At 73.0% G+C, this 18,407-nt stretch carries 20 protein-coding genes; 10 read left to right on the forward strand and 10 right to left on the reverse strand.

Annotation, left to right across the window (positions count from 1 at the left end; genetic code table 11):
* Entirely contained in the window at nt 1–951 is a 951-nt protein-coding gene (gene miaA / locus ACE3UN_RS02425) for a tRNA (adenosine(37)-N6)-dimethylallyltransferase MiaA (RefSeq protein WP_374673317.1), read from the forward strand.
* 45 nt (nt 952–996) lie between these two features.
* Nucleotides 997–1,782 carry an MBL fold metallo-hydrolase gene (locus tag ACE3UN_RS02430; protein ID WP_374673318.1) on the forward strand — a complete coding sequence of 262 codons (786 nt, stop codon included), beginning with the start codon at nt 997–999 and terminating at the stop codon, nt 1,780–1,782.
* An 18-nt stretch (nt 1,783–1,800) separates the two neighbouring features.
* On the opposite strand, the gene ACE3UN_RS02435 is transcribed toward ACE3UN_RS02430, so the two are convergent.
* Nucleotides 1,801–2,634 carry a GGDEF domain-containing protein gene (locus ACE3UN_RS02435; RefSeq protein WP_374673319.1) on the reverse strand — a complete coding sequence of 278 codons (834 nt, stop codon included), beginning with the start codon at nt 2,632–2,634 and terminating at the stop codon, nt 1,801–1,803.
* Nucleotides 2,635–2,794: 160 nt separating this feature from the next.
* Here ACE3UN_RS02435 and ACE3UN_RS02440 point away from each other — a divergent pair, with 160 nt between their 5' ends.
* Entirely contained in the window at nt 2,795–3,685 is an 891-nt protein-coding gene (locus tag ACE3UN_RS02440; protein ID WP_374673320.1) for an SPFH domain-containing protein, read from the forward strand.
* A gap of 6 nt (nt 3,686–3,691) precedes the next feature.
* On the forward strand, nt 3,692–3,934 hold the full coding sequence (locus ACE3UN_RS02445) for a hypothetical protein (protein ID WP_374673321.1): 243 nt from the start codon (nt 3,692–3,694) through the stop codon (nt 3,932–3,934).
* Here ACE3UN_RS02445 and ACE3UN_RS02450 read toward each other — a convergent pair.
* Genes ACE3UN_RS02450 through ACE3UN_RS02465 form a run of 4 tightly spaced genes read right to left on the reverse strand, consistent with a single transcriptional unit; the run spans nt 3,876 to nt 8,716 of the window.
* Nucleotides 3,876–5,447, reverse strand: coding sequence for a DHA2 family efflux MFS transporter permease subunit (locus ACE3UN_RS02450; RefSeq protein ID WP_374673322.1), 1,572 nt, complete (start codon nt 5,445–5,447; stop codon nt 3,876–3,878). The genes ACE3UN_RS02445 and ACE3UN_RS02450 overlap by 59 nt on opposite strands.
* Before the next feature lie 14 nt (nt 5,448–5,461).
* The gene (locus ACE3UN_RS02455; RefSeq protein ID WP_374673323.1) at nt 5,462–6,667 is read right to left on the reverse strand and encodes an efflux RND transporter periplasmic adaptor subunit; all 1,206 of its coding nucleotides are present in this window, start codon (nt 6,665–6,667) and stop codon (nt 5,462–5,464) included.
* Nucleotides 6,668–6,686: 19 nt separating this feature from the next.
* Nucleotides 6,687–8,216, reverse strand: coding sequence for an efflux transporter outer membrane subunit (locus tag ACE3UN_RS02460; protein WP_374673324.1), 1,530 nt, complete (start codon nt 8,214–8,216; stop codon nt 6,687–6,689).
* A gap of 5 nt (nt 8,217–8,221) precedes the next feature.
* Complete coding sequence (locus ACE3UN_RS02465; protein ID WP_374673325.1) at nt 8,222–8,716, reverse strand: MarR family winged helix-turn-helix transcriptional regulator; 495 nt, start codon at nt 8,714–8,716, stop codon at nt 8,222–8,224.
* Between the two features lie 91 nt (nt 8,717–8,807).
* Here ACE3UN_RS02465 and ACE3UN_RS02470 point away from each other — a divergent pair, with 91 nt between their 5' ends.
* The 4 genes from ACE3UN_RS02470 (at nt 8,808) to ACE3UN_RS02485 (ending at nt 12,693) form a co-directional block, all read left to right on the forward strand.
* Nucleotides 8,808–10,601 carry an ABC transporter transmembrane domain-containing protein gene (locus ACE3UN_RS02470; RefSeq protein WP_374673326.1) on the forward strand — a complete coding sequence of 598 codons (1,794 nt, stop codon included), beginning with the start codon at nt 8,808–8,810 and terminating at the stop codon, nt 10,599–10,601.
* A 61-nt stretch (nt 10,602–10,662) separates the two neighbouring features.
* On the forward strand, nt 10,663–11,319 hold the full coding sequence (locus ACE3UN_RS02475; protein WP_374673327.1) for an OmpA family protein: 657 nt from the start codon (nt 10,663–10,665) through the stop codon (nt 11,317–11,319).
* A gap of 59 nt (nt 11,320–11,378) precedes the next feature.
* Complete coding sequence (locus tag ACE3UN_RS02480) at nt 11,379–12,194, forward strand: thymidylate synthase (RefSeq protein ID WP_374673328.1); 816 nt, start codon at nt 11,379–11,381, stop codon at nt 12,192–12,194.
* 1 nt (nt 12,195) lies between these two features.
* Complete coding sequence (locus ACE3UN_RS02485) at nt 12,196–12,693, forward strand: dihydrofolate reductase (RefSeq protein WP_374673329.1); 498 nt, start codon at nt 12,196–12,198, stop codon at nt 12,691–12,693.
* Between the two features lie 16 nt (nt 12,694–12,709).
* On the opposite strand, the gene ACE3UN_RS02490 is transcribed toward ACE3UN_RS02485, so the two are convergent.
* The gene (locus ACE3UN_RS02490; protein WP_374673330.1) at nt 12,710–13,189 is read right to left on the reverse strand and encodes a DUF456 family protein; all 480 of its coding nucleotides are present in this window, start codon (nt 13,187–13,189) and stop codon (nt 12,710–12,712) included.
* 177 nt (nt 13,190–13,366) lie between these two features.
* Here ACE3UN_RS02490 and ACE3UN_RS02495 point away from each other — a divergent pair, with 177 nt between their 5' ends.
* On the forward strand, nt 13,367–13,780 hold the full coding sequence (locus ACE3UN_RS02495; protein WP_374673331.1) for a hypothetical protein: 414 nt from the start codon (nt 13,367–13,369) through the stop codon (nt 13,778–13,780).
* A 42-nt stretch (nt 13,781–13,822) separates the two neighbouring features.
* Nucleotides 13,823–14,596, forward strand: coding sequence for an exodeoxyribonuclease III (xth, locus tag ACE3UN_RS02500; protein WP_374673332.1), 774 nt, complete (start codon nt 13,823–13,825; stop codon nt 14,594–14,596).
* Between the two features lie 15 nt (nt 14,597–14,611).
* Here xth and ACE3UN_RS02505 read toward each other — a convergent pair whose 3' ends face one another.
* The 4 genes from ACE3UN_RS02505 to glnL are packed head-to-tail and all read right to left on the reverse strand — an operon-like array spanning nt 14,612 to nt 18,366.
* Nucleotides 14,612–14,800, reverse strand: a complete 189-nt coding sequence (locus ACE3UN_RS02505) for a hypothetical protein (protein ID WP_374673333.1) — start codon at nt 14,798–14,800, stop codon at nt 14,612–14,614.
* 12 nt (nt 14,801–14,812) lie between these two features.
* Nucleotides 14,813–15,745, reverse strand: a complete 933-nt coding sequence (locus ACE3UN_RS02510) for a DMT family transporter (RefSeq protein WP_374673334.1) — start codon at nt 15,743–15,745, stop codon at nt 14,813–14,815.
* Between the two features lie 56 nt (nt 15,746–15,801).
* On the reverse strand, nt 15,802–17,319 hold the full coding sequence (ntrC, locus tag ACE3UN_RS02515) for a nitrogen regulation protein NR(I) (RefSeq protein ID WP_374673335.1): 1,518 nt from the start codon (nt 17,317–17,319) through the stop codon (nt 15,802–15,804).
* 21 nt (nt 17,320–17,340) lie between these two features.
* Nucleotides 17,341–18,366 carry a nitrogen regulation protein NR(II) gene (gene glnL, locus ACE3UN_RS02520; protein WP_374673447.1) on the reverse strand — a complete coding sequence of 342 codons (1,026 nt, stop codon included), beginning with the start codon at nt 18,364–18,366 and terminating at the stop codon, nt 17,341–17,343.
* Between the last annotated feature and the right edge of the window lie 41 nt (nt 18,367–18,407).

The following is an 18,407-nucleotide window of genomic DNA, read 5'->3' on the forward strand; positions in this document are numbered from 1 at the left end:
ATGGACATCCCGTCGTCTCCCGAATGGATCGGCCTCGCCGGCCCCACCGCCTCGGGCAAGACCGCCCTGGCCCTGGCGCTGGCGCGCGAGTTCCCGATCGAGGTCGTCAGCGTCGATTCCGCGCTGGTGTTCCGCGGCATGGACATCGGCACCGCCAAGCCCACGCCCGCAGAGCAGTCCGCGGTGCCGCACCACCTGCTCGACATCCTGGATCCGGCCGAGGCCTATTCCGCCGCCCGATTCGTGGAGGACGCGCGGCGGCTCGTCGCCGACATCCGGGCACGCGGGCGGCTGCCGCTGCTGGTGGGTGGCACCATGCTGTACTTCAAGGCGCTGGTCGACGGCATCGATGCGCTGCCCCCGGCGGACGCGGCCGTGCGCGCCACGCTCGATGCCGAGGCGGCGCGCGACGGCTGGCCGGCCCTGCATGCGCGCCTCGCGCGGCACGATCCGGCCACGGCGGCGCGCCTGCCGCGCGGCGACGCGCAGCGCATCCAGCGCGCGCTGGAGGTGTGGATGCTCACGGGCCAGCCGCTGTCGTCCTTCCACACGGGCGGCGCGGCCCGCGCCCCCATGCCGCACCGCCTGCTGTCGCTCGAGCCCACGGACCGCGCCTGGCTGCATGCGCGCATCGACGAGCGCTTCGCCCACATGCTGCACGACGGCCTGCTGGAGGAGGTGCACGCGCTGCGCGCCCGTGGCGACCTGCACCTCGGCCTGCCCAGCGTGCGCTGCGTGGGCTACCGCCAGGCGTGGGAGGCACTGGACGCCGGCCTGGCGGGCGATGCGCTGCGCGCGGCCGTGGCCGAGCGCGGCGCCGCGGCCACCCGCCAGCTGGCCAAGCGCCAGCTCACCTGGCTGCGTAAGATGCCGCGTGACATATTGCCGGCGGAGGACCCGGCCGCCGCCCGCACCCGGGCCCGGCAGTTGTTACTTGCCGTACACGATTGACGTCTGTCAATCGCCGGCTCGATGGCGGCGCCTACATTGCGCCGCATGCCTGTCACCCTGTACGACCAGGACGGCCACCGCTGTCTCATGTTCACCGACCTCGGCCACCCGCCCGGCGCGGACGGCCATGCCGACGAGGCGGTGCAGTCGAACCAGTTCCTGATCGTGGACGGCGACACCGGCGCCATCATCGACCCGGGCGGCAACCTGGCCTACAGCGAGCTGTACCTGGCCATGACGCGGCACTTCCCGCCGCATCGGCTGGAGGCGCTGCTCGCGTCCCACGCGGACCCGGACATCATCGCCTCGCTGGACCGCTGGACCACGTCCACGCAGGCGAAGATCTACGTGTCCGCGGTGTGGGAGCGCTTCATCCCCCACTTCTGCAAGCCGGGCAAGACCGTGGGCCGCATCGTGCCCATCCCGGACAGCGGCATGCGCATCCGCATCGGCCGGTCGGACCTCATCGCCCTGCCGGCGCACTTCCTGCACGCCGAAGGCAACTTCCAGTTCTACGACCCGGTCAGCCGCATCCTGTTCTCGGGTGACCTGGGCGTCTCCCTCGTGGGGGGCCAGGCGGCGCAGAAGCCGGTGGACAACCTGGCCACGCTGCTGCCGCACATGGAGCGCTTCCATCGGCGCTACATGGTGTCCAACAAGGTGATGCGCCTGTGGGCGGACATGGTGTCCACCCTGCCCATCCAGATGATCGTGCCGCAGCATGGCGCCCCGCTGGTGGGCCCGGCCGTCGGCCAGTTCATCCAGTGGGCGCGCGGCCTGGCCTGTGGGGTGGACCTGGTGGACAGCACGCTCTACCGCGTGCCGGCCTGATCCCGCGGGCGACGCGCCTCAGGAAGTGACGGAGCGCGTCTCGCCGCTGCGGCGGGGCTGGATGGGCGTGGCACGCACGCAGTTGCGGCCCGCTTCCTTGGCGGCCTCGAGCGCCGCCTCGGCGTCCTGGATGAGCCCGTCCAGCGCCGCCTGGCCCATGTGCACATGGGCGACACCCACGCTGACGGTGGCCACCACGTGCGCGTTTTCCCAGCGGAACGGCGCCGACGCCACCTGCTGGCGGATGCGCTCGGCGGCATCCAGCGCGCCCAGCGGGTCGGTGTGGGGCAGGAAGACGGCCAGCTCCGCGCCGCCGAAGCGCGCCAGCAGGTCGGACTGGCGCAGCGTGGCGTTCACCCGCCGCGTCACTTCCATCAGGATCGCGTCACCGCAGCGCTGGCCCATGGTGTCGTTGATGCGGCGCAGGTGGTCGGTGTCGATCAGCAGCAAGGCGCCATCGTCGCCGTAGCGGCGGCAGCGCGACCACTCGCGCTCGGCCAGACGTAGGAACTGACGGCGGTTGCTGACACCGGTGAGTTCGTCGTCCACCAGCAGCAGCTCACGCTGCACCGATGTCTGCGCCAGCGCGCGCGCCAGGTGCAGGGCCGCATAACCCGCGGCCACGGCCGGCGCCAGCGCCAGCACACCGGCACCCAGGGCCACCGGCCAGGAGGTGCCATCGAGCCACACCAGCAGGGTGGCCACCACGACGGCCACCACCACGGCCACGCCGGCCTGGAAGGCCAGGGCCGAGCCGAGGCTGGCCCGGCTCGCGAGTCGGGTCAGGGCCTGCAGCCAGGCAGGCGGGGCGGCGCGCGCGGTAGGCGGCGGGGTCTCGGGCACCATCGTCATGTCGGGTGAGGGTCGGGGAATTCGACCACAAATCGGCCAATCGGGGACGGGCTTGAGCCCGGCCCCTGCGGCATTTACATCGTGGGGTCCCGCCCCGATTGACACCTTTGCCGGCCCGGCCCTAAAGTGATATCACTCTGATTTCAACCGGGAGACCTTCATGACACCCAGCGTCCGCGCCGAGCGACCCTTCACGTCGGCCAATGGCTACCTCATGGCGGCCGTGGGGGTGGGGTTGATCACGATCGGCCTGGCCAGCCTGGTGCGCGGCGTCGCCGGCATCGGCGGGCTGCTGTTCGCCCTGGCCCTGCTGGGCGGCGGGACGGTGGTGCTGGCCGGCCTGTACATGCTGCAGCCCAACACGTCCGCCCTGCTGATGCTGTTCGGCGAGTACCGCGGCACCGACCGCAGCGAAGGCCTGCGCTGGGCCAACCCGCTGCTGGTCAAGCGCAAGCTGTCGCTGCGGGCGCGCAACCTGAACGCCCCGACGCTGAAGGTGAATGACCGGCGCGGCAACCCGGTGGAGATCAGCGCCGCGGTGGTCTGGCGGGTGCGCGACACCGCGCAGGCGGTGTTCGAGGTGGACGACTTCGAGCTGTTCGTGAAGGTGCAGGCGGAGGCCGCGCTGCGCCACCTCGCCTCGCAGTACGCCTACGACCAGGGCGACGACACGGAGGTCGAGAGCACCGAGGTCACGCTGCGCGGCAGCATCGAGGAGGTGGCCGCGGCGTTGAAGACCGAGCTGCAGGCGCGCTTCGCGGACGCCGGCGTGGAGGTCATCGACGCCAAGCTCACCCACCTGGCCTATGCGCCCGAGATCGCCCAGGTGATGCTGCGCCGCCAGCAGGCCGAGGCCATCATCAGCGCCCGGCGCAAGATCGTCACCGGCGCCGTCACGATGGTGGAGGCGGCCCTGCGCGGGCTGTCCGAGCGCGAGATCGTGCACCTGGACGACGAGCGCAAGGCCGCCATGGTGAGCAACCTGCTGGTCGTGCTGTGCTCGGACAAGGACACCCAGCCCATCCTCAACGCGGGCACGCTGTACAACTGAGCCGGCATGGCCAGCCCGGGCAAGAAGAGCTACCCGCTGCGCATCGACCCGGCGCTGTGGGCCGAGATCGAGCGGCTCGCGGCGCAGGAGCTGCGCAGCGCCAACTCGCAGGTGGAGTTCCTGCTGCGCGAGGCGCTGGCCCGGCGCGGCCGGCTGCCGGCCGCCGACGGCGCGGGCGCGGCTGCGCCGGTCAGTGCGCCCCGCCCGCGTCCACCGGCGCCGCCCCCAGGCGAGGCGGACGGCGGGTGAACCAGATCAGGCCGATCAACGCCAGGAACAGCAGCGACGAGGCGAGGAAGATGTCGTCCGCCGCCCGTGTGTAGGCCTGCTGGTCGATCAGCCGGTTGACCTGCGCCAGCGCCTGCTCTGCGCTGAGCCCGGCCGCCTGCAGCGACGCCAGCGTCTGCGCCAGCGCGCCGTGCCCCGTGCCCAGCGGCTCGGCCAGGTGGGCGTGGTGCATCGCCGCCCGGTCGTCCCACAGCGTCGTCGCGATGGAGGTGCCCATGGCGCCGGCGGTGATGCGCACGAAGTTCGACAGGCCCGCGGCCGTCGCGACCCGCTCCGGCGCGATGCCCGACATCGTCAGCGTGGTGAGCGGGATGAAGAAGAACGCCATCGCCGCGCCCTGGATGAAGGTGGGCAGCAGCACGTGCGCCAGGTCGGTCTGCGGCGTGAACTGGGAGCGCATCCACAGCACCAGCGCGAACACGACGAAGGCCAGCGTGGCCATGCGGCGCGGGTCCCAGACCGCCACCTTGCGGCCCACCAGCGGCGACAGCAGGATGGCGAACACGCCCACCGGCGCCAGCGCCATGCCCGCGGCGGTGGCCGTGTAGCCCATCCACTGCTGCAGCCACAGCGGCATGAGCACCACGTTGCCGAAGAACAGACCATAGGCCACGGACAGCGCCAGCGCACCGAAGGCGAAGTTGCGCCGCGCGAACAGGCGCAGGTCCACCACCGGGTGCGCGTCGGTGAGCTCCCAGACCAGGAACACCGCGAACGAGACCCCGGCCACCACCGCCAGCAGCACGATCTGCGGCGAGGCGAACCAGTCCAGTTCCTTGCCCTTGTCCAGCATGAGCTGCAGCGCGCCCACCCAGGTGACCAGCAGGGCCAGGCCGATGCCGTCGATCGGCAGCCGCCGCACCGGGGTCTCGCGGTGGCGGTAGATGCCCCAGGTGAGCGCCGCCGCGAACAGGCCCACGGGGATGTTGATGTAGAAGATCCACGGCCACGCGATGTGGTCGGTGATCCAGCCGCCCAGCAGCGGCCCCACCACCGGCGCGACAAGCGTGGTGACGCCCCACAGCGCCAGCGCCGTGCCGGCCTTGGCGCGTGGGTAGCTGGCCAGCAGCAGCGTCTGCGACAGCGGGATCATCGGCCCGGCCACCAGCCCCTGCATCACGCGGAACGCGACCAGCCATTCCAGCGTCGGCGCGAAGCCGCACAGCCACGACGCCAGCACGAACAGCAGCACGCTCCAGGTGAACAGGCGCACCGCGCCGAACCGCTGGGTGAGCCAGCCCGTGAGCGGCACGGAGATCGCGTTGGCCACGCCGAAGCTGGTGATCACCCACGTGCCCTGCCCCGGGCTGACGCCCAGGTCGCCCGCGATGGCGGGGATGGACACGTTGGCGATGGACGAGTCCAGCACGTTCATGAAGGTCGCCAGCGACAGCGACAAGGTGCCCAGTGCCAGCGCCGCGCCCTGCAGCGGGGGCGGCGGTGCCGAGGCAGCGGCAGCGGAAGGCCGGCTCATGCCCACGCCGCCCGTCAGCGCGCCAGGGCCTGGCCGCCGACGATGCGCGCGATGCGCTCGTCCACCGCGCGCTCGGCCGCCTGGTAGACGGTGGTGGCCGCCACCGCCTGCTCGCGCGGGGTGGACGCCAGCGTGGCGCCCCCGGTGTCGGCCGTGTCCACCGTCACCTCCATCGACAGGCCGATGCGCAGCGGGTGCGCCGCCAGCTCGGCCGGGTCGAGGGCGATGCGCACCGGCACGCGCTGCACCACCTTGATCCAGTTGCCGGTGGCGTTCTGCGCCGGCAGCAGCGCAAAGGCCGAGCCCGTGCCCGCGCCCAGCCCGGCGACCCGGCCGTGGTAGACCACCCGCGTGCCGTAGACGTCGGCCACCAGCTCGGCCGGCTGGCCGATGCGCAGGTCGGCCAGTTGGCCTTCCTTGAAGTTCGCGTCCACCCACAGCCGGTCGAGCGCCACGACGGTCATCAAGGGCGCACCGGCCTGGACCCGCTGGCCCACCTGCACCGCACGCCGCGCGACATGGCCGTCGATCGGGGCCGGCAGGTCGGCGCGCTGCAGCGCCAGCGCGGCCTCGCGCACCCTTGCCGCGGCACGCTGCACGTTGGGGTGCTGCGTGGGCGTGGTGCCCTCGGTCATCACGCGCGCCGTGGCCAGCTGTTCGCGTGCGGCCAGCACGGCGGATTGCGCCGCCGCGGCGGCGCTGCGCACCGCCGCCAGCTGCGCCGTCGCGTGCTCGTACTCCTCGCGTCCCACCGCGCCCGTGGCCACGAGCGGCGCCCGCCGGTCCACATCCTCCTGGGCGCGGCGCTGCTCGGCCTGGGCACGCGCGAGGTCCGCCTCGCGCAGCGCCACCTGGGCCTGCAGCGTGGCGTTGCCGGCGTACAGCGAGCGCACCTCGCGCACCGTCTGCGCGAGCTGCGCCTCGGCTTGCTCCAGCGCCACCCGCATGTCGGCCGTGTCCAGCCGCACCAGCGGCTGCCCGGCCTTCACCCGGTCGTTGTCGTCGGCCAGGATGGCCACCACCGTGCCGCCCACCTGCGGGGTGATCTGCACCACGTTGCCCGCCACGTAGGCGTTGTCGGTGGTCTCGTGGTGGCGACCGTGCAGCCAGTGCCACACGCCCCAGCTGGCACCGGCGAGGGCCACCACGAGGGCCACGCCGACCAGGCCACGGCGGCGGGCGGCGGGGGAGGCGACGGGAGAGGAAGCGGCGTCGTTCATGGGCGGTCGGAAATCCGGTTCAAGGGGTGCCGGCGGCCGCCTGGACGACGGCGGCGGCAGGCGGGAAGTCGGGCGACGCGTCGGTGCGCGCCGTGTTCGTCGGGGGCACCACGGCCCAGCCGCCGCCCAGCGACAGCGCCAGGGCCACCCCGGCGTCGAGCTCGCGGGCGCGCAGGTCGACGGCCTGGCGGCGCTGTGCCAGCCACTGCGTCTCGGCGTTGAGCACCACCAGGTAGCTGCCCAGGCCGGCGCGGTGGCGCTGCGCGGCCAGCGCATGCGCCTGCTCGGCACCGGCCAGGGCCCGCGCCTGCTCGTCCCGCTGGCGCGCGAGCGACTGCAGCGACACCAGGGCATCGGCCGCCTCCCGCACGGCCGTCAGCACCGTGCCGTCGTACTGGGCCACGGCGGCGTTCAGCTCGGCCTCACGGCCGCGCAGCTGGGCACGCAGCTGGCCGCCCTCGAACAGCGGCAGGTGCAGCGCGGGCGTCACGCCAGCCTGGCGGCTGGCGGCTTCGAACACGTGGTCCAGGCCGATGGCGTTCAGCCCGATGAAGGCCGACAGGTTCACGTCCGGGTAGAAGCGGGTGCGCGCCAGCGCCACCTCCTGCCCCGCCGCCTCGACGCGCCAGCGGGCGGCCTGCACGTCGGCGCGCCGGGCAAGCAGGTCGGCACCCAGGCGGGCCGGCAGCCCCGGCAAGTCCAGGGCATCGAGCGACGGATGCAGGCCGTCGAGCGCCGCCGGCGCCTGGCCGGAGAGCACCGCGAGTTGATGGCGGCCGAGCGCCGCCTGCTCGTCGAGCGCCTCGATCTGCGCGCGCATGTCGGGCAGCGAGGCCTGCGACTGCACCCGCTCGACCTGGGTGTCCAGGCCGGCGGCCACGCGCTGCCGCGTGAGCACCCACATCTGTTCACGCTGTGCCAGCGCGCGCGCCGCCACCTCACGCTGGGCCAGCACGCGCGCCAGCGCCACGTAGCCACGCGCCACCTGCGCCGCCAGGCCCTGGGCGGCCAGCGCCGCATCGGCCCTCGCGGCACTGGCCTGGCCGCGCGCGGCCGCCAGGGCCGCCGCCTGGGCGCCATACCAGTCGGGCCCCCAGGCCACGCCCGCCTGCACCGTGCCGCTGTTGAGCACGCTGCCGGCCAGCGGCGGCGGCACCAGGCCCTGGGCGGTGTAGCGCTGCCGCGAGGCCTCCACCGACAGGCGCGCCTGGGCCTGCCCGGCGCCCTCCGTCTGCCGCGCCAGGGCCTCGGCGCGCAGGGCCCGGGCTTGCGCGGCCAGCAGGCTGGGCTGCGCCTGCAGCGCCCGCTCCACCAGCGAGGCGAGCTGGGCATCGCCCCATGCCGTCCACCACGGCGTTGCCGCCAGCGCCCCCTCGCCTGCCGGCTCGCCGGGGCCGTCGAGACCGAGGGAGCGCGCATCACGCGGCTGGGCCCGCGTCAGCGGCTCGCCGGGCGACGCGCAGCCGCCCAGCAGCAGCACCAGGGCGGACAGCACGGCCACCCCCAGCGTGGCCGAGGTCAGCGCGGCCGCGCCGCGTCGGGGATCCATCGGCTTCATGCGTCGTGCTCCTCGCGCATGGCATCGGCATTGGCCACCAGGCGGCCCAGCAGCGACAGCAGCTGCTCCCACTCGGCCCGACTGAAGCCGCGCAGGTGGTTGTTCAGCACCTCGGCCATCACCGGCGGCACGCGCTTGGCCACCTGGCGCCCCTCGTCGGTGAGCGCCACGCGCACCACGCGCCGGTCGGCCTCGGAGCGCTCGCGCCGCACCAGGCCCTTGGCCTCCAGCCGGTCCAGCGCACGCGTCATGGCGCCGGCATCGAGCGAGAGTTCACGCGCCAGCGACACGGCCGTGTCGCACTCGCGCACCGAGAGCTTGAACAGCGGCAGCCACTGCGCATGGGTGAGGTCGTAGCGGGCCAGGCGTTCGTCGGCCTGGGCCAGCACCGAGGCGAGCACGCGCTTCATCAGGAAGCCGTAGCTCTGGTCGGGCCGGTACTGGCCGGCCACGTAGAAGCCGGGCACCGCATCGTCGTGGCGGGAAGTCATGCCCGCAATTTACTTGCCTATGCAATGATTGACAAGGCATGCGTTACATCGACCCCACGCACACCGGGGGCCATTGCCTACACTCGCGCCCATGCCCGCTGCCCCCACCGAAGCCTCCGAGCGCCCGCGCGGCGCCAACCCGCGCGCCCTGTCCGGGCTGATGCCTTTCCTGCGGCCCTACCGTGGCCGCATCGCCCTGGCGCTGATGTTCATGGTGCTGGCCGCCGTGGCCACGCTGGTCCTGCCGGTGGCGCTGAAGTCCCTCATCGACGAGGGCCTGGTCGCCGCCGGTCCGGGCGACCGGCTCATGGCCCTGCGGGAGCACTTCGGGGCGCTGTTCGCCGTGGGTGCCGCGCTGGGGCTGTTCTCCGCCGGGCGGTTCTACTTCGTCACCTGGATCGGCGAGCGCGTGACGGCCGACCTGCGTGATGCCGTGTACGCGCACGTGGTGCGCCAGAGCCCGGAGTTCTTCGAGACCACCGCCACCGGCGAGGTGCTCAGCCGCCTGACCACGGACACGACGCTGGTGCAGTCGGTGGTCGGCTCCAGCCTCAGCATGGGCCTGCGCAACACGGTCATGGGCATCGGCGCGCTGGGCATGCTGGTCGTCACCAACCCCTACGTCATGACGCAGGTGCTGGGCATCCTGGTGCTGGTGGTGCTGCCGGCGCTGTTCTTCGGCCGCCGCGTGCGCAAGCTCAGCCGCGCCAGCCAGGACCGCGTGGCCGATTCCAGCGCCATCGCCGGCGAGGTGCTGAACGCCATCCCCGTGGTGCAGGCCTACGGGCAGGAGCGGCGCGAGGCGGAGCGGTTCGCCGCCGCCACCGAAGCCGCGTTCGACACCGCCCGACGGCGCACGCGGGTGCGCGCCGCCCTGGTGGCCTTCCTCATCAGCGCCACCTTCGGCGCGCTGCTGTGGGGCCTGTACCAGGGCACGCAGGCGGTGCTGCGCGGCGACATCACCGCCGGCCACCTGGGGCAGACGGTGCTGTACGTGATCGTGCTGGTGAGCTCCGTGGCGGTGCTGTCGGAGGTCTATGGCGACCTGCTGCGTGCCGCCGGCGCCACCGAGCGGCTGATGGAGCTGCTGGCCGCCCGCTCGCCGGTGGCCGAGCCGGCCCGGCCCACCGCCCTGCCGCCCACCCGTGGCGGCTCGCGGGTGGCGCTGCAGGAGGTGCGCTTCCACTATCCGTCCCGCCCCGCCCATGCAGCCCTGGACGCCGTGAGCCTGCACATCGAGCCCGGCGAGACGGTGGCGCTCGTGGGCCCCAGCGGCGCGGGCAAGACCACCGTGCTGCAGCTGCTGCTGCGCTTCTACGACGCCCAGCAGGGCCGCGTGGCCATCGACGGCGTCGATGTGCGCGAGGCTGCCCTGGCGGACCTGCGCGGGCGCATCGGCATCGTGCCGCAGGACAGCGTGGTGTTCTCCACCAGCGCCCTGGAGAACATCCGCTACGGGCGCCCCGACGCCACGAATGAAGAGGTCATCGCAGCGGCGAAGGCCGCGTTCGCGCACGACTTCATCCTGGCGCTGCCCGAGGGTTATGCCAGCTTCCTGGGAGAGCGCGGCGTGCGCCTGTCCGGCGGCCAGCGCCAGCGCCTGGCCATCGCCCGGGCCATCCTGAAGAACCCGCCCCTGCTGCTGCTGGACGAGGCCACCAGCGCGCTCGATGCCGAGAGCGAGCGCATGGTGCAGGCCGCCCTGGAGCGGGCGATGGCCGACCGCACCACGCTCGTCATCGCGCACCGCCTGGCCACCGTTCAGAAGGCGGACCGCATCGTGGTGCTCGAGGCGGGCCGCATCGTGGAGCAGGGCCGGCACGCCGAGCTCGTGGCCCGCGGGGGCCTGTACGCGCGCCTGGCCGCGATGCAGTTCGACGCCTGATGCGCCCAGGGCGGGAACGCCACCTGCTCCGGGCCGGTCCAACCCAGAAAGGAGCCTCGTGATGAACCTGAACACGCCTTCCCTGCGCCTGACCGCGCTGTGCCTGAGCGCCGCGCTGGCCACCGGCTGCGCCAACATGGGCGAACGCGAAAAGGGCACCGCCGCCGGCGCGGGCATCGGCGCCGCCGTGGGCGCCATCGTCAGCACCACCACCGGCGGCAAGGCCGGCACGGGGGCCGTCGCCGGTGGTGTGGTGGGCGCGGTGGCGGGCAACCTCTGGTCCAAGCGCATGGAAGACAAGCGCAAGGCCATGGAAAAGGCCACCCAGGGCACGGGCGTGACCGTGGACCGCACGGCCGACAACCAGCTCAAGGTGAATGTGCCGAGCGACATCTCGTTCGACACCGGCCGCGCCGACATCCGCCCCGAGCTGCGCCCGGTGCTGGACCAGTTCGCACAGGGGCTGGACACCAGCATGCACGTGCGGGTGGTCGGCCACACCGACAGCACCGGCAGCGATGCGGTGAACGACCCGCTGTCCGTGGCCCGCGCCCGGTCGGTGCAGGACTACCTCTCGGCACGCGGCGTGAGCGCGCAGCGCGTGGAGATCTCCGGCGCCGGCTCGCGCCAGCCCATCGCCGACAACGGCACGGCCGACGGACGGGCCCGCAACCGCCGCGTGGAGATCTTCCTGCGCGAGCCGGAACGCCCCTCCTGAGACCCGGCCCGGCGCCGGCTGCGGGCGGGCACGGCGGGGGCGGCGCATAGAATTTCGCGATGACCGCACCCCGCCCCGTCCGCTCGCAGTATGAGGATTTCCTGCGCCATGTCTTCGAGACGGGCGTGGCCAAGGCGGACCGCACCGGCACGGGCACCCGCAGCGTGTTCGGCCACCAGATGCGGTTCGACCTGGCCGAAGGCTTCCCGCTGGTCACGACCAAGAAGGTCCACCTCAAGAGCATCATCCTTGAGCTGCTGTGGTTCCTGCGCGGCGACTCCAACGTGAAATGGCTGCAGGAGCGCGGCTGCACCATCTGGGACGAATGGGCCCGCGACGACGGGGACCTCGGGCCGGTGTATGGCGTGCAGTGGCGCACCTGGCCCACGCCCGACGGCGGCCACATCGACCAGATCGCGCAGGTGGTCGAGCAGCTCAAGACCAACCCCGACTCGCGCCGCATCATCGTGAGCGCGTGGAACGTGGCCGAGCTCCACAAGATGGCGCTCATGCCCTGCCATGCGTTCTTCCAGTTCCATGTGGCGCACGGCCGGCTCAGCTGCCAGCTGTACCAGCGCAGCGCCGACATCTTCCTCGGCGTGCCGTTCAACATCGCCAGCTACGCCCTGCTCACCCACATGCTGGCGCAGCAGTGCGATCTGACGCCGGGCGACTTCATCTGGACGGGCGGCGACTGCCACATCTACGACAACCACGTGGAGCAGGTCAGGACGCAGCTCGCCCGCACCCCCTTCGCCTACCCCGAGCTGCACATCCGCCGGCGCCCCGCCTCGATCTTCGACTACGAGCTCGACGACTTCGAGGTGCGTGACTACCAGCACCACGCGCCCATCAAGGCGCCGGTGGCCGTCTGACATGGCGCTGGTGCTCATCGCCGGGGTGGCGCGCGGCGGCGTGATCGGCCGCGACAACCGGCTGCTGTGGTCGCTGCCGGAAGACATGAAGCACTTCCGCGCCGCGACGATGGGTTGCCCGGTCATCATGGGCCGGCGCACCTGGGATTCGCTGCCCGAGCGCTTCCGCCCCTTGCCGGGCCGCCGCAACCTCGTGCTCAGCCGCCAGCCCGGCTTCCACGCACCGGGGGCGGAGGTGGTGCCGGCGCTGGCCGATGCCCTGCAACGGGTGCAGGACGCCCCGCGCGCCTTCGTCATCGGCGGCGAGCAGATCTACCGGCAGGCCCTGCCCCACGCCGACGAGCTGCTGCTCACCGAGATCGACCTCGACGTGGACGGCGACGCGCACTTTCCCGAGGTGGATCCGGCGCAGTTCGAGGAAGTGGCCCGCCACACCCAGCGCGCCGCGCCGCCGAACGCGATGGACATCGCGTTCGTCACCTACCGTCGGCGGCGCTGAACCGGCGCCACCGCGCTCAGACGGCGTAGGCCACGGCCCAGGCGGCCACCATGGCCAGGCCCAGGGTGAGCTTGACGAGGGCGGCCACGAGGTAGCCCGCGCCCGCAGCCACTGCGGCGCGCGCCGTGCCGGCCCGGTCGCGCCCCTGGCTCCATTCGCCCGCGGCCGCGCCGGCCACCGGGCCCAGGATCAGCCCGGCGAGACCGCCGAACACCCCCAGCACGGCCCCGAGCCCCGCGCCCGCCATTGCGCGCCGGCTGGCCCCGGCCCGCTTCACGGCCAGCGCGGCCGCGGCGAAGTCCACGCCCCAGGCCAGCAGCGCGACCAGCGCCAGGGCGACCAGGGTCCACGGGCCGACGCGGTCGTAGCCGTCGATCCACGCGGCCAGCCACAGCCCGCCGAACAGCAGCGGGGTGCCGGGCAGCAGCGGCAACACCAGGCCGGCCAGGCCGAGCAGCACGGCGGCGACGGCGACGATCCACAGGGCAATGTCCATGGGGGTGGGAGTGGTGAAGCAGGGGTGGACAGGGGCGGCACCGTATCCTGCCGCGGCACCGGACGGGCCGTCGAGCAGGCTGCACCGCAGCATCGGTTCCGTCGAACCGACGGAACCTGCCGGTCCCCTGGCGATCGACATGCCTGGGCCATTGGCCATTGGCTGGAGGACATCACGATGAAGGCATGGATCTGGGGCATCACCACGCTGCTGGCGGCGGTCTGGACGGGCCTGGCCTGGGGCACCGCCGAGGCCGTGGCCTGGGCGGCGCAGGCCGTGAACACCGGCGAGGCGGCCGACTGGGGCCGCGCCGCCGCACAGTGGCCGGTGCCCGACTGGCTGGCGATCTGGGTCGACCCCGCCCTGCTGCGCTGGGGCCAGGAGGCCCTGACCTGGCTGGTCGACGCGATGCCCAGCGGCGGCACGCTGGCCCGGCAGGCGGTCGGCTGGGTCGTGGGCCTGGTGTGGCTGGGCTGGGGCCTGGGCCTGGCGCTGCTGCTGGCCGTGGCCGGCGTGCTGCACTGGCTGGTGGCGCGCGCCCGCCGGCCGGTGGCGCAGCAGGTAGCATCCGCCACCCGCACCGCGCCCTGAGGTGATCCCCGGGCGCGCCCTCGACCTGCCCCTGCCCGCCCGATGAAGCTCGCCACCTGGAACGTCAATTCGCTGTCGGTCCGCCTGCCCCAGCTGCTGGCCTGGCTGGCCGAGCACCCGGTGGACGCCATGGTGCTGCAGGAAACCAAGCTCTCGGACGACAAGTTCCCGGTGGCGGAGATCGAGGCGGCCGGCTACCACGTGGTCTTCCATGGGCAGAAGACGTACAACGGCGTGGCGCTGCTGACCCGCGGCACGCCGGCCGAGACGGTGGTGCGCAACCTGCCCGGCTTCGGCGACGACCAGGCGCGGCTGATCGCGGGCACGCTGGCGGGCATCCGCGTCATCGGCGCCTACTTCCCCAACGGGCAGGCGCCCGGCACCGACAAGTTCGCCTACAAGATGGGCTGGCTGGACGCGCTGCGCGGCTGGCTGCAGGCGGAACTGGCGGCCCACCCGCAGCTCGTGCTGATGGGCGACTTCAACATCGCCCCCGAGGACCGCGACGTGCACGACCCGGTCGCCTGGGCCGGCCAGATCCATTGCACCGACGAGGAACGTGCGCATTTCCGCGCCCTCGTGGGCCTGGGGCTGCACGACGCCTTCCGGCTGTTCGAGCAGCCCGAGAAAAGCTGGAGCTGGTGGGACTACCGCCAGCTCGCGTTCCGCAGGAACCAGGGCCTGCGCATCGACCACATCCTGGTGAGCGAGGCCTTGCGCGCCCGGGTGCGCGCCTGCGGCATCGACAAGCAGCCGCGCCGCCACGAGCGGCCCAGCGACCACGCGCCGGTGTGGGTGGAACTGGCCGACGCCTGAGCGGCCGGCCCGCGTTCAGCCGCCGCTGACCTGGTCCTTGGCGCCGGGCAGGCGCTCGGTCGGCGGCGGCGGCGCGGGTTCACCGGGGCGTCCGCCCTGCCCGATGCCCTGCGCAGGCAGGCGTTCGGCGGCGTTGGGTGATGCCGGGTCGGCCGGCGCGGGAGCCGGTGGCACGGGGGGCGGGGCAGCGGCAGGGGTCGCCATGGCGGGTTCCTTTCAGCGGTCGGACGGGCTGGCCGCCGGCGCGGCAAGGCCCGTGCCGCCACCGGGCACCCGCCCGCGCGGCTGCCACATCGCCACCCCGTTGCCGGCCAGGGCGAGCACCACGCCGGCCGCCGTCTCCCCCGTCCACACGAAACCCTCGAGCAGCGACGAGACCGCCAGCGCCACCACGGGTGTCACCACGCCGATGTAGCCCGCCTTGGCCGGACCGATGCGGTGCACCAGGGTGTAGAACGCGCCGAAGGTCGCCACCGATCCCGCCACCGCCAGGTAGGCCAGCGAGGCCACGAACGGCACGCTCCACAGCACCTGCGTCGACGCGCCGCCCAGCCCGCCGACGACCGCCGACCCGGCCGCGCCCCACGCCATGGCCCAGGCCAACGGCGGCCAGCCGGAGACACCCTGGCGCTGGTAGCGCACGGCGGCGATGCTCGCGGCGTTGGACAGCAGCACGGCCGCGGCCGTCAACGCGGCACCCAGCAGCACGCCGTCCGAGGCGCCGAGCCGCGCGAACTCGTGGCGGAAGATCAGCGCCACGCCGGCCAGGCCCATGGCACCGCCGGCCGCCACGCGGCGCGACATGGGCGTGCCCAGGAACAGGCGAGCGGTGACCAGCCCCACCAGGGGCGAGGCGGCATAACCCACCGCCACCACGCCGCTGACGATGAAACGCTCGGCGTGGTAGATGCCGATGTAGCTCAGGCAGAAGCCGGTGAGGCCCTGCAGCGCGAACAGCGCATGCAGCCGGGGCGGGAACCGCATCGGCAGGCGCCGCCAGCTGCACCAGCCGAACAGCAGCAGCGCGGCCAGGGCGAAGCGCACCGCCACGCCATACTCCGGCGCGATGGCGCCGATCTGCGCCGTGATGGCGTACCACGTGGTGCCCCAGATCAGCACGCACAGGGCATACAGGGATGTGGTCGACATCCGCGGGAGTGTCGCACCCGCTGCCACGCCACCGTGTCAGCAGGCGGGGCCGCCGGTCAGTCGTCCAGGCCGAGTTCCTGGATCTTGCGCGTGATGGTGTTGCGGCCGATGCCCAGCTTCTGCGCGGCCTCGATGCGGCGGCCCCGGGTGAGGCCCAGCGCCGTGCGGATCAGGCGGGCCTCGAACTGGCGCGTCAGGCCGTCCCACACCTCGGGCAGGCCAGCCTCCAGGCGGCGGCGCGCCTCGGATTCCAGGTCGGCCAGCCAGCGCCCGTCGGCCGCCTCGCCCACCCCACCCACCCCACCCGCCAGCGCGGCCGGGCCGGCGGGCGGTGCGGCGGGTGCGGGCTCGGCACCCACCCGCGCCTCGCCGGCCGTCGGCCATGACGACGCCGGTGCCGCAGGCGCCGACCCGGCGACGGCGCGCGTCGCCAGCTCGGCCGGCAGGTCCTTGGCCTCGATCAGCTGCGCGGGCGCCATCACGGTGAGCCAGTGGCACACGTTCTCCAGCTGGCGCACGTTGCCGGGGAACTCGAAGGTCTTCATGACCGCGAGCGCCTCGTCGCTGATGCGCTTGGGCTCCACCCCGAGCTCCTTGGCGCTCTTGGCCAGGAAGAACCGGGCCAGGGCGGGAACGTCGTCGGCCCGCTCGCGCAGCGGCGGCAGCCGCAGGCGGATGACGTTCAGGCGGTGGAACAGGTCCTCGCGGAACGCGCCCTGTCGCACGCGCTCCTCCAGGTTCTGGTGGGTGGCGGCGATGACGCGCACGTTGGCCTTCAGCGGCTGGTGGCCGCCCACGCGGTAGAACTGGCCGTCCGACAGCACGCGCAGCAGGCGCGTCTGCAGGTCGAAGGGCATGTCGCCGATCTCGTCCAGGAACAGCGTGCCGCCGTCGGCCTGCTCGAAGCGGCCGCGGCGCATGGTCTGCGCGCCGGTGAAGGCGCCGCGCTCATGGCCGAACAGCTCCGACTCGAGCAGGTCCTTCGGAATGGCCGCGGTGTTGATGGCGATGAACGGGCCGCTGCCGCGCGGGCTGTGGCGGTGCAGCGCATGCGCGACCAGCTCCTTGCCCGTGCCGGACTCGCCCGTGATGAGCACCGTGACGTTGCTCTGCGACAGCCGGCCGATGGCACGGAACACGTCCTGCATGGCCGGCGCCTGGCCGAGGATCTCGGGCGCCGGGAGCTGCCGCTCGTCCTTGACCTCCTCGCGCAGGCTCTCGTCCACGGCGCGGCGGATCAGCTCCACCGCCTTGGTGAGGTCGAAGGGCTTGGGCAGGTACTCGAAGGCCCCGCCCTGGAAGGCCGACACCGCGCTGTCCAGGTCGGAGTAGGCGGTCATGATGATGACTGGCAGCCCCGGCAGCCGCTCCTTCACCTGGGCCAGCAGGTCCAGCCCCGAGCCGCCCGGCATGCGGATGTCGCTCACCAGCACCTGGGGCTCGTCGTCCGCCAGGGCGGTGAGCACCTCGCGCGGGTTGGCGAAGCTGCGCACCGGCAACTGCTCGCGGGCCAGGGCCTTCTCGAGCACGAAGCGGATCGATTGGTCGTCGTCGACGATCCAGATGGGTTTCATCGAGGGGGCTGTCTTTCAGCGTCAGGGCAACGGAATCACGATCTTGAAGACCGTGCGTCCCGGCTCGCTGTCGCATTCGATCGTGCCCTGATGCTGTTGGACGAAGGTCTGCGCCAGCGTGAGCCCGAGTCCTGAGCCGCCGTCCCGCCCCGATACCAAGGGGTAGAAGATGCGGTCCTTCAGGTGCTCGGGGACGCCCGGTCCGTTGTCCAGAACATGCAATTCCAATGCCAGTCGATAGCGCTGCTTGCCGATCGTCACCTGTCGCGCCACCCGCGTGCGCAGGATGATCTCGGCCTCCTCCCGCTCGATGCGCTCGCCCAGCGCCTGCGCGGCGTTCTGCACGATGTTGAGCACGGCCTGGATGAGCTGCTCGCGGTCACCGCGGAACTCGGGGATGGACGCGTCGTAGTCGCGGCGGACGGCCAGCCCGCGCGGGTGTTCCAGCAGCACCAGCGTGCGCACACGCTCGCACACCTCGTGGATGTTCACGTCGCCCACCACATGCGGCTTGCGGTGCGGCGCCAGCAGCCGGTCGACCAGGGTCTGCAGGCGGTCTGCCTCGTGGATGATGACCTGCGTGTACTCGGTGAGCTCCGGCGACGGCAGCTCCAGGGCCAGCAGCTGGGCCGCCCCGCGGATGCCGCCCAGCGGGTTCTTGATCTCGTGCGCGAGGTTGCGGATGAGTTCCTTGGTGACCTCGGCCTGCCCGTGCACGCGCTCCTCGCGCTCCTGGCGGGTCTGCTGCTCGATCTCGATCATCTCCACCAGCACGGCCCCGCCGGCGCGGTCGGTCTGGCTGACGATGATGTGCACGGGCAGTGGCTCGCTGCCACCCACCACCGCCCGGCGCAGCGCGCCTTCGAAGCGGCGGGTGGAGAACTCGTTGCGCGACACGGCGTCCAGCGCCTCACGCAGGGCGGCCGGCTCGCGCAGCCATTCGTGCAGGTGGCGGCGGGTGAGCGTGCGCCGCGACAGCCCGACGGCCGCCTCCAGGGGGGCGTTCGCGAACAGGCATTCGCCACTGGGCCGGACCACGGCCACCATGGTGGCCAGCAGGTCCAGCGCCTCCAGGCCCGCCGGGGTGT

It is taken from the genome of Ideonella sp., from assembly GCF_041918995.1.
In the GTDB taxonomy this organism is placed as follows: domain Bacteria; phylum Pseudomonadota; class Gammaproteobacteria; order Burkholderiales; family Burkholderiaceae_C; genus Ideonella.